At 30.8% G+C, this 13,929-nt stretch carries 13 protein-coding genes and 1 rRNA gene; 9 read left to right on the forward strand and 5 right to left on the reverse strand.

What is annotated here, in order from left to right:
- Positions 1-531, reverse strand: a complete 531-nt coding sequence (locus ACNQ2T_RS02965) for a hypothetical protein (RefSeq protein ID WP_418035932.1) — start codon at positions 529-531, stop codon at positions 1-3.
- 78 nt (positions 532-609) lie between these two features.
- Positions 610-1,137, reverse strand: a complete 528-nt coding sequence (locus tag ACNQ2T_RS02970) for a hypothetical protein (RefSeq protein ID WP_418019706.1) — start codon at positions 1,135-1,137, stop codon at positions 610-612.
- Between the two features lie 40 nt (positions 1,138-1,177).
- Here ACNQ2T_RS02970 and ACNQ2T_RS02975 point away from each other — a divergent pair, with 40 nt between their 5' ends.
- The 4 genes from ACNQ2T_RS02975 (at position 1,178) to ACNQ2T_RS02990 (ending at position 4,900) form a co-directional block, all read left to right on the forward strand.
- Positions 1,178-1,783: a ribonuclease HII gene (locus tag ACNQ2T_RS02975; protein ID WP_418035934.1), complete on the forward strand. Its 606-nt coding sequence runs from the start codon at positions 1,178-1,180 to the stop codon at positions 1,781-1,783.
- A gap of 86 nt (positions 1,784-1,869) precedes the next feature.
- Positions 1,870-2,670, forward strand: a complete 801-nt coding sequence (locus ACNQ2T_RS02980; RefSeq protein WP_418035936.1) for an energy-coupling factor transporter ATPase — start codon at positions 1,870-1,872, stop codon at positions 2,668-2,670.
- Entirely contained in the window at positions 2,661-3,890 is a 1,230-nt protein-coding gene (locus tag ACNQ2T_RS02985; RefSeq protein WP_418035938.1) for an ATP-binding cassette domain-containing protein, read from the forward strand. Before ACNQ2T_RS02980 ends, ACNQ2T_RS02985 begins: the two co-directional genes overlap by 10 nt.
- Positions 3,890-4,900, forward strand: coding sequence for an energy-coupling factor transporter transmembrane component T family protein (locus ACNQ2T_RS02990; protein ID WP_416755494.1), 1,011 nt, complete (start codon positions 3,890-3,892; stop codon positions 4,898-4,900). Before ACNQ2T_RS02985 ends, ACNQ2T_RS02990 begins: the two co-directional genes overlap by 1 nt.
- Positions 4,901-4,933: 33 nt before the next feature.
- Here ACNQ2T_RS02990 and ACNQ2T_RS02995 read toward each other — a convergent pair whose 3' ends face one another.
- Entirely contained in the window at positions 4,934-6,574 is a 1,641-nt protein-coding gene (locus ACNQ2T_RS02995) for an endonuclease (RefSeq protein ID WP_418035940.1), read from the reverse strand.
- 322 nt (positions 6,575-6,896) lie between these two features.
- On the opposite strand from ACNQ2T_RS02995, the gene rpsP reads away from it, so the two are divergent.
- From rpsP to rplS, 3 genes are read left to right on the forward strand one after another with little or no spacing between them, the layout of a single operon-like run.
- Complete coding sequence (rpsP, locus tag ACNQ2T_RS03000) at positions 6,897-7,145, forward strand: 30S ribosomal protein S16 (protein ID WP_416741744.1); 249 nt, start codon at positions 6,897-6,899, stop codon at positions 7,143-7,145.
- Positions 7,145-7,828 carry a tRNA (guanosine(37)-N1)-methyltransferase TrmD gene (trmD, locus tag ACNQ2T_RS03005; protein WP_416755491.1) on the forward strand — a complete coding sequence of 228 codons (684 nt, stop codon included), beginning with the start codon at positions 7,145-7,147 and terminating at the stop codon, positions 7,826-7,828. Before rpsP ends, trmD begins: the two co-directional genes overlap by 1 nt.
- On the forward strand, positions 7,818-8,177 hold the full coding sequence (gene rplS / locus ACNQ2T_RS03010) for a 50S ribosomal protein L19 (protein WP_416755490.1): 360 nt from the start codon (positions 7,818-7,820) through the stop codon (positions 8,175-8,177). Before trmD ends, rplS begins: the two co-directional genes overlap by 11 nt.
- A gap of 40 nt (positions 8,178-8,217) precedes the next feature.
- On the opposite strand, the gene ACNQ2T_RS03015 is transcribed toward rplS, so the two are convergent.
- Positions 8,218-10,275: an MIP family Ig-specific serine endopeptidase gene (locus ACNQ2T_RS03015; RefSeq protein WP_418035942.1), complete on the reverse strand. Its 2,058-nt coding sequence runs from the start codon at positions 10,273-10,275 to the stop codon at positions 8,218-8,220.
- 50 nt (positions 10,276-10,325) lie between these two features.
- The gene (gene ligA / locus ACNQ2T_RS03020) at positions 10,326-12,443 is read right to left on the reverse strand and encodes an NAD-dependent DNA ligase LigA (protein ID WP_418035943.1); all 2,118 of its coding nucleotides are present in this window, start codon (positions 12,441-12,443) and stop codon (positions 10,326-10,328) included.
- A gap of 151 nt (positions 12,444-12,594) precedes the next feature.
- Here ligA and ACNQ2T_RS03025 point away from each other — a divergent pair, with 151 nt between their 5' ends.
- The gene (locus ACNQ2T_RS03025; protein WP_418035945.1) at positions 12,595-13,743 is read left to right on the forward strand and encodes a trigger factor-related chaperone; all 1,149 of its coding nucleotides are present in this window, start codon (positions 12,595-12,597) and stop codon (positions 13,741-13,743) included.
- A gap of 16 nt (positions 13,744-13,759) precedes the next feature.
- Positions 13,760-13,865, forward strand: a 5S ribosomal RNA gene (gene rrf, locus ACNQ2T_RS03030).
- Positions 13,866-13,929: the final 64 nt, after the last annotated feature.

Raw genomic sequence — 13,929 nt, forward strand, 5'->3', positions numbered from 1 at the left:
TTAATTTGAAACTACTTCTGTAGTATCACTTACTTGTTGTTCTGTCTCATCATCAAGTAAGGCTAATATATTTCTAGAACTCATTAAAGCATTTTTTGTAAAGAATAGATTGATGATTAGAAGAACTGGACCTGATAAAATACCAAGTAAATTGAAGATAAATAAACGTTCAATCGTTCTTGAGTAAGCTAATAATTTAACTAAGTTTGCTTGTTCTATTTGACGTTTTAAACTTGTTTCATAAACCATTTTAGTAAATAGTTTTCTTACATCATTACTTAATATAGCTAACTTAATTCCAAACACTATTCCTACAATTGAACTTGCAAATGAGAATACTGATAAAATACTTTGAGCAATTATCATCCCTGTTGATATAACGCTTGCATCATTATTTGTAGCTTTCATAACCATTAGAGCACTAATTGAATATGATGAAACTGCAAAAATAATAGATAGGAATCATGCAATAATCACTATTATTAAATATGTTTTTGTTTTTTCAAGTTGTCTTTTAAAATTCTTTTTCATTTTTACCTCTAATTTTATTCTATCATGTTTATATGGAAACAGTCTTCTATTCGCATTAAAAAAACTGCATAGCAGCTTTTATCCTTCTCTTTCTGATTCAAATTCAGCACATAGTTCTTGGTGTTTTGGACAAGTTAGTACTGAATGATCAGGAGCAAATTGTACATAATAAACATATTGATTATATTTACGTTGATATAGTTCTTTATTCATGAATTGTAGCTTAACTAGTGGCACATTATAAAGCTCTCTGTTTTTAGGTTCAACATCAATTCTGAAAACTGGATAAGACTCAACTTCTCCACCTAAAACAATATTGCTTTTCATAAGTTGTTTTTCTTCTTCTGAGAAGAAATTATTAATATTTTTAAAATTTTCTTCTAGTATTTGTTCTTGTTCAGCTTTATCTTTTAGCATAAACATGATGTCTGTTTCTAATTCTTCATACATCACAGCTTTAAAAGTATCTTTATCAAATAAATCTTTTTGCTTTTTAGCGAAAAGATTGATAAACATTTGATATGGCATTAAATCTTGCACAAGACCAAAAACATAGGTATAGGTATAATTACATTCAGGGCAGTGTGCTTTTACAATTGATCCCATTTGACCTCCGATAATTTAATTATAGACTATAATTTTATATATGTTAGATTTTGAAAAAGATTATTGAACTAAATATCCCCTAATCGCAGGCTTAGATGAAGTTGGACGTGGTTGTTTAGCTGGTGAATTAGTTGTGGCCTGCGTAATTTTTCCACCTAATTATAGCAATCCTCGGATCAAGGATTCAAAGTTGCTAAGTGAAAAAGTTAGGGAAGAATTATATGATGAAATAATAGCTTCAGCCCTTGCCTATAGTATTGAAATTCGCAGTCTAGATGATATTAATACTTCAAATCCTAAAGCTCAATCACGTCTTGGTATGGAGTTAGCTTTAGCTAAGTTACCTTTAAAGCCTAACTTAGTTATAACTGACTTTGAGCACATTAATACCACACTACCTCAAATAAATCTAGTTAAGGGTGATAATATTTCACTTTCAGTAGCAGCAGCTAGCATTCTAGCTAAAGTTACTCGTGATCGTATGATGCTACAGTATAGTGAAATTTATCCACAATATGACTTTGAAAACAACAAAGGATATGGTACCAAAAAGCACATGAGTGCCCTTGAAACTTATGGAATTACACCTATTCATCGCATCAAATATAAGCCAGTAGCCAACATTATTGCTAAAAAATCTCTTTAAGGGATTTTTTTAATATTTACCTGCAGACTTATAACCAAAATAAAAATATTATTAAAAATAATATTTTCTATTAAAATTTAAACATAATGATTAAAGCAGAAAATATTACATTCAGATATCGCGAAGATGATATCAAACCAGCACTTAACAATGTCTCATTTACCATTGAAAAAGGGCAATATGTTGCTATTTTAGGGCACAATGGGTCAGGAAAAAGTACGCTTTCAAAAGTTTTAGTTGCCTTATTGAAACCTCAATCAGGTTCTTTAAGCATTGATGGAATTGAATACAACAAGGAAAACTTATCTCAAATTCGGAAAAAAATTGGAATTATCTTCCAAAACCCTGATAACCAATTTGTTGGTTCTTCAGTTGAAGATGACATTGCTTTTGGACTTGAAAATCGCTGCATTCCACATGATGAAATGAAACCTTTAATTACTAAGTACGCTTCCAAAGTTGATATGCTTGATTACCTTGAAAGGGAACCTGAAAACTTATCTGGAGGACAAAAGCAAAGAGTTGCTATTGCTTCAGTTTTAGCACTTAACCCTGATGTTGTTATCTTTGATGAAGTTACTTCTATGCTTGACCCTAAAGGTAAAAGTAGCGTGCTTGAAATTATCAAAGAAATTCAATATAGTAAAGCTAAAACATTAATTTCAATTACTCATGATATGGATGAAGCTATTTTAGCTGATAAGTGTTTAGTCTTTGCTGGTGGAGAACTAGTAGCAGCTGGATCACCAAAAGATATCTTGAAAAACAAAGAAATCATTGATATTGCTAAAATTGAATCACCATTCATTTATCGGATCAGTGAAAAACTTAATGGCATTGAGCCAACTTACAATGAAAAGGAGCTAATAGAACAATTATGCAAATAAAAATTACAGATTTATCGCACACATTTAGTCCTAAGTCTCCTTGAGAATTTACTGCTTTAAAAAACATTTCTTGTCAAATCAATGATGGTGAATATATTGGAATTATTGGTTCAACTGGTTCAGGTAAAACTACTTTTATTGAACACTTGAATCAATTACTTAGTCCAAGTACTGGCCAAATTGAATGAGACTTTTATGATGATGTTACTATCACTAAAAAATACATGCTAGCAAAACTAGAAAAAGAATTACTAGCTAAATATCCTGCCAATTCAGTTCAATATAAAACCCAATACAAACAACGTGCTAAAGAAATTAAGCACACCTTAAAAGCTAATAATGCTCGTATTAAGCAACTTAAGAAACAGTTAAATAAAGAAGTTGTTCTCGCTGTAGATACATTTAGAGCTGACTTTATTAAGCAAAAATCAAATAGCTATGAAAACAAAATTCAATTTACACATGCTCTTGCTACTGAAACTAAGCTATTTAAACTTAATTACATATACGAAAGCGACCTTGGAAAAGAAATTCATCGTTTAAAGTATATTCAAGATAACATTATCTTTACTAAAAACGCCAAAGGTAAAGTTTTTGGTAAAGATCCTAAGCAATTACGCAAGCATGTTGGTATTGTCTTCCAATTTGCTGAATATCAACTTTTTAAAGCTACTATTCAAGAAGATATTGCTTTTGGGCCAATGGCTTTTGGTGTGGCTAAAGAAAAAGCTTACCAATTAGCTGCTCAATGTTTAGAATTAGTTGGACTTGGACCTGAATATCTACAAAGAAGTCCTTTTGAACTTAGTGGTGGGCAAAAACGTCGGGTAGCGATTGCTGGTATTTTAGCTATGGAGCCTGATTTCTTAGTAGTTGATGAACCTACAGCTGGTCTAGATCCGGTTGGAGTTAATGAAATACTTGAAATCTTACAAGGTCTCAATAACACCGGAAAAACTATTATCAATGTAACTCATGATCTAGATAATATTTTGAAGTATGCTAAAAGAATCATTTTATTTAAACAAGGTCAAATTGCCCGTGATGGTGATCCTTATGAAATTCTTAATGATGTGGAATTTCTTAAAGAAAACAATTTACAACCACCACATTTATTAGCTTTTGCTAATAAACTTAGAGCTAAAGGTATTCCTGTACCTAAGATACTATCTGAAGCTGATTTAATTGCTTATTTAAATTCATATCTAGGAGGGAAATAATGAAAAGTGTTTTTGGTCGTTATATCCCTGGGAAAGGTTTCTTATATAACCTAGATCCAAGAATTAAGCTTTTAACAGTTATCCTGTATATTGTAATGGTATTCATGGTGCAATACTTTATTGACATGATTATCTTACTAATTCCATTATTAGTAGTTTATATCACCACCAATAAGCGTGTACGTCCATTATTTAAATTAATGTGATTACCATTCTTTATCTCATTTATTATCTTCTTTGTCAACATGTATACCATTACTAATCAAACAGTTTATAAAGACTTACAAACTATTTATACTTCAGCTCCAAATGAAGATAGTCGATGCTGATTATTTAATATGTATAATCCTGACAATACATTTTGAGCCTTTAATACCGGTGGTAGAGAAGAAGAAATGCTTGTCCCACAATTTGATGCTCTTACAAATACTTATAAATTTGTGGCTACTAAATTACCTATTCAATATGGTGTTTCATTAGATTCAATTAACCGTACAGTATCTTTATTCTTTAGAATTTACATTATGATTCTTATCACTGCACTGCTTACAAATACCACTCGTCCGATCTTATTAACTAAATCAATTGAAGATATTTTATGACCTCTAAAATTGATTTTTATTCCAACTCACGTGATTGCCATGATTATTTCAATTGCTTTACGTTTCATCCCTACTTTAATTGATGAAGCTAACAGAATTATGAAGGCTCAATCATCACGTGGAGTTGACTTTAAGCACGGAAACTTAAAAGAAAAAATTAATGCCTTTTCTACATTAATTATTCCGCTATTCGTTTCTAGTTTTGCACGTGCTGAAGATTTATCTAACTCAATGGAAACTCGTGGTTATGATCCATATGCTAAACGTACTAAATATAGAAAAATCAAGCCAACTTGAATTGATCTATTAGTATCTTTATTCCTACTTGGAATACTAGCATTCTTAATTACTAATATGGTTTATCCACAATACTTACCTGCATGATATACAGTAACTAGAATAATATAAAAAATTAGCCCTTAATTTGGCTAATTTTTTATACTAATTGTTACTATTTAAGATAGCTTCAACTAGAACACCTTTATTTACAAATGGCTTAGGATTTTTACCAAATAAGCTATCTGCTAGGTCTGGATAATCAATAAATGGATTACGCATTTGTTCCATTTTAGCTATTTCGTTATTTCTTGTAACATCTCATGGGTCAACTACATCTTTCATATCTCAGTTTAGATATGTATTTAAGTAGTGAGGTAGTAATTTAACAACTGTATTGTCTTTATAAACAGATAATGAACTTCCAATATTTCTATCTCTATAAGTTACCATGAAATATAAGTAAGCACGAGCAATGTCACCTTTAAAGGCATCAAGAGGTTCCATTGCAGGTTTTCCTAAGCTATTTGTTCCTAATTTGCTTCCTTGTTTAAATGTTTCAGAAATTTGAGTTACATCATCATGTGGATAGTTTGATCTTTCTCCGTTAACCTTGATATCAGTTGGAAAAACAAATTGAGCATCATTACGCATATTTAAATCCTTGTTAAATCATGCTTGAGGAATGACGTGTTCACGGTTCATTCCTTCACCTTCTGCCTTTGCACTACCTTTTGCATTGTCTTTATATGTTGCATAAGTATAAGGGTCTTGTCCATCAGGCTTTTCAGAATAAATGTCTAAAATACTATTATCTTTTTCATAGTACTTATCTTTAAACGCATCTGAATTATCATATATAGTTTTTAAATAATCGTAGCCAGCTGCAGCAGGTTTAATACCATTTAAATGTTTCTTTTGAATTTCAAGAAGTGCATTTAATAATTCAAGTCCACTTTTTCCATTTGCTGTTGCATAATAATCATTTGTATTATCATATCTATATGTATATTTGCTTTGAGCTGTTGGAACAGCTATTGTAGCTAAATTATTAACTTCTGCACCTGTAGCAACTGTGTTATTGTTGCCTGAATTATCATTATTTGCAGCACCTTCGGAAACTGTTAGTTTAATTGTACTCGTATAGGCCTTATCGCTGTATTTAAAGCTCTTGTCAGCTTGTACAACAGCAATCTTATATGTAATTGTAAGAGTATTTGTTGCCTTATCAAATGTGCAAGCTACATCTCCATTTGGATATTCTTTTCCTTTACTTGTAAAAGTTGGTTTGTCAACATTAGCAAGTTGGAATTTAGCACTATTAAAAGCATCTTTAGTTTTTATGAATCCTGATTCTTTTCTTCTTAGTGCTATAGTTTTATTTTTATAGTCAAATGAAACTGTTTTAGCACTTTCTAATTTATTAATCACATCTTGTGTCACAGCATTAGGAATCATTTCAAATAGGTTATTACCATCTTTTAATCCAGCATCAGTTAAGGCAGCATCCGCAGTAGTTGTACTTGTTCCTGGAGTTACAGGTGTTGTTCCTCCTGGTTGAGTCCCTTCACTTGAAGTATTTCCCCCTGGTTGGTTGCCTGTTCCTGGTGTTGTAGTTGTTCCACCATTTTGAGTTCCTGCTCCTGATGTATTTCCACCATTTTGAGTTCCTGGTGTTGTAGTACCTCCGGTTTTATCACCATCTGGTTTTTTATTTGTTTCTCCATTACATTGTGATGCTACTACTGGCATAGCAATAATAGACAATCCAGCTAATGAAAGTAAGAATGTTTTAATTTTCTTCATATTTCACTCCTAAAAATTATTTTCTTAATTTAATTCTAATATATTTTTTCATTTTGACTGAATTTTGGTGCCATTTTTATGAAAATATTTCTTTCATACAGATGTATATCATATAACGCTATTGTATAGCGCTATTCTTCGTATCTAAAATATGCATTTTCTCATTTAATAATCAAAAAGTACCATTAAGATTTACTTTTTTATAAAATATAGGTGCTAAATAAAAAACCTAAAAAAGATTTTTAATTCCTCTGGTTTCTATTATAATATATTCATATTTATTAACTGTCAAGCAATAGTGCTTGACACCTAAGGAGGACAAATGGTTAAAATTAGATTAAAAAGAATGGGTGATAAATTCAGACCAGTTTACAAAGTTGTTGCAGCTGACGCAAGAGCTCCACGTGATGGTAAATTTATCGAAGCTTTAGGATACTACAACCCTAAAACAAAAGAATTTGTTTTAGATAAAGAATTAACTTCAAAATGAATTAAACAAGGTGCTAAACCAACTGTTACAGTAGCTAACTTATTTAGAGCTCACAATTTAACTTTAGAACTTAAAAAATAATGAAAATTAATTTTCTTACATTATTTCCAAATTACTTTGAACCTTTTATAAACGAAAGTATAGTTAAAAGAGCTAAAGAAAAAGAATTAGTAGATTTTTCTGTAGTTGATTTTAGAGATTTTAGTCAAGATAAACACCGGAAAGTAGATGATGAAATCTACGGAGGTGGGCATGGGTTACTTTTACAAGTTGAACCTATTGACTTAGCATTAGATTCATTACCAAATCGTGGTGGATACAAAATTCTTGTATCTCCACAAGGAAAGACATTTACACAAGAGATGGCTCAAGAGCTTACTCAATATGATCAAATTACTTTTATCTCAGGTAGATATGAAGGATTTGATGAACGTGTAGTTGATTTAGTTGATTTAGAATTGTCAATTGGAGATTACGTCTTAACTGGTGGTGAATTACCTTCAATGGTAATGGCTGATAGTATTATTAGACTACTACCTGGAGTTATAAAAGAAGAATCACATATCTATGATTCATTTCAAGGTATTGGATTATTAGATTATCCACAATATACTCGCCCTCGTGAGTATAAAGGAATGAAAGTTCCAGAAGTATTATTCAGTGGAGATCATAAGAAAATTGAAGAATGAAAAGTTCAGGCTCAATGAGCGAAAACGCTTAAAAATAGACCTGACATTATTGAAAGGATAAAACATGAGAAATAAATTATTAGAGTTAGTTGAAAAGTCACAATTACGTTCAGACTTACCAGAATTCAAAACAGGTGATAACGTTAGAGTTCACGTTCGTATTCGTGAAGGTGAAAAAGAACGTATCCAAGTATTTGAAGGTTTAGTAATCAGCAAAAAAGAATCAGGTACAAGAGAAGCTTTCACAGTTAGAAAAGACTCTTACGGAGTTGGTGTTGAAAGAACATTCCCTCTACACTCACCTTTAATTGCACACATCGAAGTAGTTCGTTCAAACAAGGTTCGTAGACAAAGATTATACTACATGAGAGATCGTAAAGGTAAATCAGCACGTCTTAGAGAAATCAAGAAAAACAACAATTAATCAATTTGCCCATAAAAAAATAGCCACTCTTGGCTATTTTTTAAAATCCTTCAGGGAATAAAGCTGTCTTCTTATTTCCATTATTATCAAAACCATTTGGATAGAATAATTTTAAATTGCTACGATATGAACGAGTTTGGTGTTCATATCCAGTATTATCAATTAAGTTATATCCATAAATAAATTTATTATCAGCTACTGGGATATTGGCAGTTTGTAATAAAGGAGCAAATGTTGCATATGACATATTATTTCCAAATTGAACACTAGCATCAACCCCATTATAGATACCAACTATTTCTCCAAAGTCATTATATACTATTGAACCACTAGCTCCATAGTATAGGGATGAAAACTTAATGTTATAGTTAAATCCATAAAAACTTGCATATGGTCTATTTCATAATTCTGAATAAATTTGAATGTTTCCAGTTTCAATTGGTGATTCAGCATCATTAGTTGCATAGTTAAATAGCTTCTTATTAGCTATTCCATTAGTTACTCCCGTTCTACGGTTATATTGTGGTAATATCTGATCACTATATCTTTCTAATGGATTATTTTGCATTCAGTAAGTAAGCTTCATTTCATTTCTTGGATATCCTGCAATATAAAGGTCTTTTGCATTACTTAAGCCTGTGCCATAGGCAGGATTGTTTTGCGATAAATCTCTTCCTTTAGATAAGTAATCTAAAGTAGGTAAATATGTAGCACTATTAGCATCATAATTTGGATAGGCTTGTTTTAGTTTCATTCTTGCAACATAGGCATCAACAGCACTAAGTGCTTGTTTAATTCAATTTGTTAATGTAGTATCTGCTTTGGTAAGATCAACATCTAATTCTAATATTCCAAAGTCAGTATAGAAAGGTATTTTGCTTGGATTTTGATTTATAAAGTTTTGATATTTCTTACGTGTATCCTCATCCATTAAACTATTATCAAGTTCCTTTTGTCTTTGAATCTTAAAGGCAGCTCATTTAGTATTAATTGCATCAGCAAATTGATCATATGTGCTTTGATCCATATAATCAACAGCAGCAAATAATACTTTAGGATTGCTAAAAGCTTCAGAATATGATGTATTATTAAGCGAACTATAATCTGAAGTAGTTAATAATTGATTGTTAGCATAATATTTAACGTATCCACCTATCTGACTGAGGTTTTGGTTTCAACTTTCATTAGCGATTGAATCAAATGAAGTTGGCATATTGCTTTTTCCAAGAGCAAATCCTCCAGGGATATTTCCACTTGGATCATTGTAATTAAGCTCTTTATCAATAGCTGGATTATTGGTATTGCCATAATTTCCTAGCACGTGCATGTTAGTTGCTATAAATAACTTATAGTGATTATCATCTACCTTATGATAATCAAGCACTCAACCAGTTCCTTGATCATCAATTAATCTCTTTTCTCCATTAGGATCAATTAATGTTGCTGGACGAATTGAAAATGTTCTGTCTCAAATTTCTTTATACATAGCATCTGCATTAACTGCTTTATATTTAGAAACATAATCTGGATAACTATTTGCTTGCATAATTGCAGCTGCTGGATTAAATGGTGGAATAATTACTGGTGGAACAACCGGATTTGGCTTTGGTGTAGGCTTAATTGGTTCAGGAGTTGGAGTAGGCTCTGGTTTAGGTTGAGGCTTAGGTGGTTCAATAACATCACCTATTTTTCTAAAACCTCCCATTTCCTTAGTAATTAATTTTCCAAGTTCTGTATAGTCCTTACTAATAAGAGCTAAAGTTAGCTTAATAATTCCTTTTTGATCATCACTTACTAGTCCTAAAGCTTTTCCTTTATAACTACCTGATAGCTGTAAAGTATATTCTTTAGTATTAACTCCATTGATTTCTAAGTTAGCTAAAATAATTTGTGATGGGTAAGTTTGTTTCATATTAACATCAGTTTTTACACTGACTGAAAGCATATTAGCTTGAAGATTTAAATCTGACACAGCCTCTTGATATTTTTCTTGTTTTTCTTTTTCTAGTGCAGATGGTTGGTCGCATGCACTAGCAATTGGAACTAGTCCAATAATCGCACTGCTTCCTAGAATCATTTGTCATATATATTTTTTCATATAAGAATTATATTAAAAAATACTTCTATTTTATTTAGAAGTACTTTTGATTATTGCTCCAAGGCTTTTTGGTCAATTAAGGCAAAGAATTCTGCCTCGGAAATAATTTTTGTGCCTAGTTTTTTAGCCTTTTCTATTTTAACTTCGCCAACATTTTCACCACAGACTAAGTAATTAGTTTTTCCAGAAATTGACTTATGAACAATACCTGAATTATGTTCAATAATTTCTCACATTTCTTCACGACTAACTGCCATTTTTCCAGTTACTACAAAGCTAAGACCTTCTAGTAAGCCTGTTGTTTCTTTTTTAACTACAGTATAGTGCAATTCTTGATCTAAAGCTTGCATTTCTTTAACATGTTCTTCATCAGCTAGATAATTTTTTAATGAATCAACGATTTCAGGCCCAATAGTATTTATTTGCATTAATAAGTCTAAGTTATAGTTACATAAGTCTGTTAAGGAGTTAACTTCATTAGCTATTAATTTAGCAACTTCTAGTCCAATGTTTTTAATCCCTAGTCCAAAAATAACTTTATATAACTCAACATTTTTAGAAACTTTAATTGATTCTAGAATATTATCCATCTTCTTATCTTTAATATTGAAGTTACCTTGAATAATTGTTTCTTTTAAGTCAGCTAGGTGGAAAATCGAAACAAAATCAGTTATAAATTTGTTGTCGTAAAATAGTTCAACAATTTTATCCCCAAGAGTCATAATATTAAGAGCTTTTCTTGACACAAAGTGAATAAGTTTCTTAATTTTCTTAGACTCACAATCATCATTTTCACAGAATTGATCAACAATTCCAGGCATTTCTACCAGTTCACTTCCACATGCTGGACAATATAATGTTTTAGGGAAGATATCTGTAGTGTTTTTTTGTTTCATATCAATTATTTTAGGAATAATTTCACCAGATTTAATTACCACAACTTGATCTCCGATGTTTAATTGTAAATTGCGGATAAAGTCATAGTTGTGCAATGTTGCTTTCTTAACCATAGTTTGATTAAGCTCAACAGCAGTTTCAAACTCAGCAACATAAGTAATTTTTCCAGTACGCCCTACAGTTGTTTCAATTTTTGCAACTATAGGATAGGCTTCTTCAGTTTTGTATTTATAAGCAATTGCGTAGCGAGGGAATTTAGCAGTTTTTCCTAAAGCATCTCAATATTGCAATTGATTAAGTTTGATAACAAATCCATCACAATCATACTTAAACTTATCTTTATAAGCTTCGAATTCATTAATTCGATTAATAATTCCTTGTGCATTTGTTTCTACATAACCATATTCATGAGTTGGGAGTCCAAGTTCCTTGATAAATTGTAACAATTTATCTTGGTGGAAAATATTATGTTCAAGTGGATTAACTATATCATACATAAGAACTTGCAAGTCTCTTTGCAGTAATAATTGTGAATTCTTTTGTCTTAAGGTTCCAGCTGCCATATTTCTGGTATTAGCAAATTGTTGCACACTAGGTTCAATAGGCTTAGTTGCTTTTTTGCCAGCAGCTAAGTCTTTTTCATATTTAGGAAGCTTGATATTATAGTATTCATCAACTTTTTCTTCATATTCTTGTTCAAGCATTGCATTAGTTTCAATCAGTTTTTCTTTAGTTACATAAACTTCGCCCCTAATTTCAATATCATTTAAATAAGGGATGCTTTTTGGAATTGATCTAATTAAAATAGCATTCTTAGTAACATCTTCACCAACTTTTCCATCTCCCCGAGTTACAGCTCTAATTAGTTGACCATTTTGATACATTAGTGAGATAGAAAGTCCATCAATTTTAGGCTCTAAATTAAAACTGATTTCTTTATTAGGCAATTCTGCTTTAATATCATCAACAAATTTTGTAATTTCTTCAAAGGTATATGCTTTAGCTAGTGACAGCATAGGTTTTTGGTGAGTATACTTACTAAAATCTAAACTAGGTACTCCACCAATTTTCTTAGTTGGAGACTCAGGTAAAATGAACTCAGGATACTTGATTTCTAATTCCTCTAATTCCCTGAGCAATTGGTCATAAACATAGTCCTCTACCATTGGATTATCTAAATTATAATAAGCATTATTTAACTTATTTAAATAGCTAGTTAATTCTACAATACGAGCTTGCGCAATTTCTTTTTTTGATTTGTTAACATTCATAATTTATATTATAACTTTTAATTTTTAGAATGCATTGCAATTCTAACGTTATCTTACTTTTATCTAATTAAGCAAATAAGGTGCCTATTTGCTAAATTTTCTATTCATTTAGTTACTTTACTATATAATTATTACAACGAAAAGAGGACAAATGCAATTCGAAACCAAACACATAGATATAAACAAAGAAGAATGAATTAATGCACAACACCAAGCATTAAGTCAACTTGAAAGAAATAAAAAAGAAGGTCAAAAAATTGAACAAGCTTTAATTTTAGAAACAGCTGCTCACAATATTTTAACTTTCTATAGAAATACAGAATTACAAACTAACAATGACTTATACAAAGATAGAATTTACTTCTTACCTATTGCTTCAGATGTTAAATTTACCATTGAAGCTATGAGCTTTGATTTAAAAACTTACTATCAAGACCAACTTGACCAATTCAATTTAGAAATTGATCCAAATATTGAATTCAAAATGCCATCTGATTTTGAAAAAAGAGTTGAATTATTTACTCAAAACTTTATTCAAAAATACAGATTTAAGATTGAAAGCAGTAAGCAAACTGTTGAAGCTGGAGACAATGTTGAATTCAAGATTTGACCAGTTCAAACTCCAGATCAAGCCGAAAAATATAACGCTGTAGCAAATGCAGAATCAAAAAACCCAATTGAACAAGCTTTAGTTGGATTGAAAGTAAACCAAGTTCAAGAAGTTGAAGCTTTTGGAGCTAAATTCCAATTAGAAGTATTAATGATTTTTTCATACCAAGAAATGCCAATTACTGAATTAAATGTTCACTTACTTAATATTCCTAACATTAAATCATTAGCTGATGTTAAGGCTCACATTTTTGAAGTTACACAAGCTCAAACAGTAAATGATGAAATTTTCTCTTACGGAGAAAAAATTATGAGCTTAATTTTACAATCAAATAAAGGTAAACTTGTAATTCCAGAAGATTTAATTGAAAATGATATTAAAGCCTTTGAATTTTCATCTGAATTTAAAGGTGATAAAAAAGAAGTTGTAGTTTCTACAATCGAAAACTACTTCTGAACTATTCTAGCAATGAAGAAATTTGACTTCATTATTACTCAAGAAGATGTTGATTCAGAATACAAAAAGCTTTCAGCCATCATTCCAGCTGACCAACTTCAACAAATTGGTGGCCAAAGATTATCAAACATTATCTTATTTAAAAAATTAGGTACAATTTACTTACAAAAGTACCAAACAGCAGAATTCGCTAAATACGAAAAAATATTAAAAAATTATTTTGCTAAAAAATAATTGGTGTTATAATATTTCCAGTGGTTATAGCAGAGGGGATCACCTGATACCATTCCGAACTCAGTAGTTAAGCCCTCTAGCGCCGACGATAGCAGAGATGTGAAAATAGGGCACCGCTGTTTTTTTTACTCTCGAATCAATAAAGATATTTGGGACAACTAAATGGTACAAATATCATGGGACAAT

Source organism: Mycoplasma haliaeeti, from assembly GCF_048284645.1.
Taxonomy (GTDB): Bacteria; Bacillota_I; Bacilli_A; order Mycoplasmatales; family Metamycoplasmataceae; genus Mycoplasmopsis.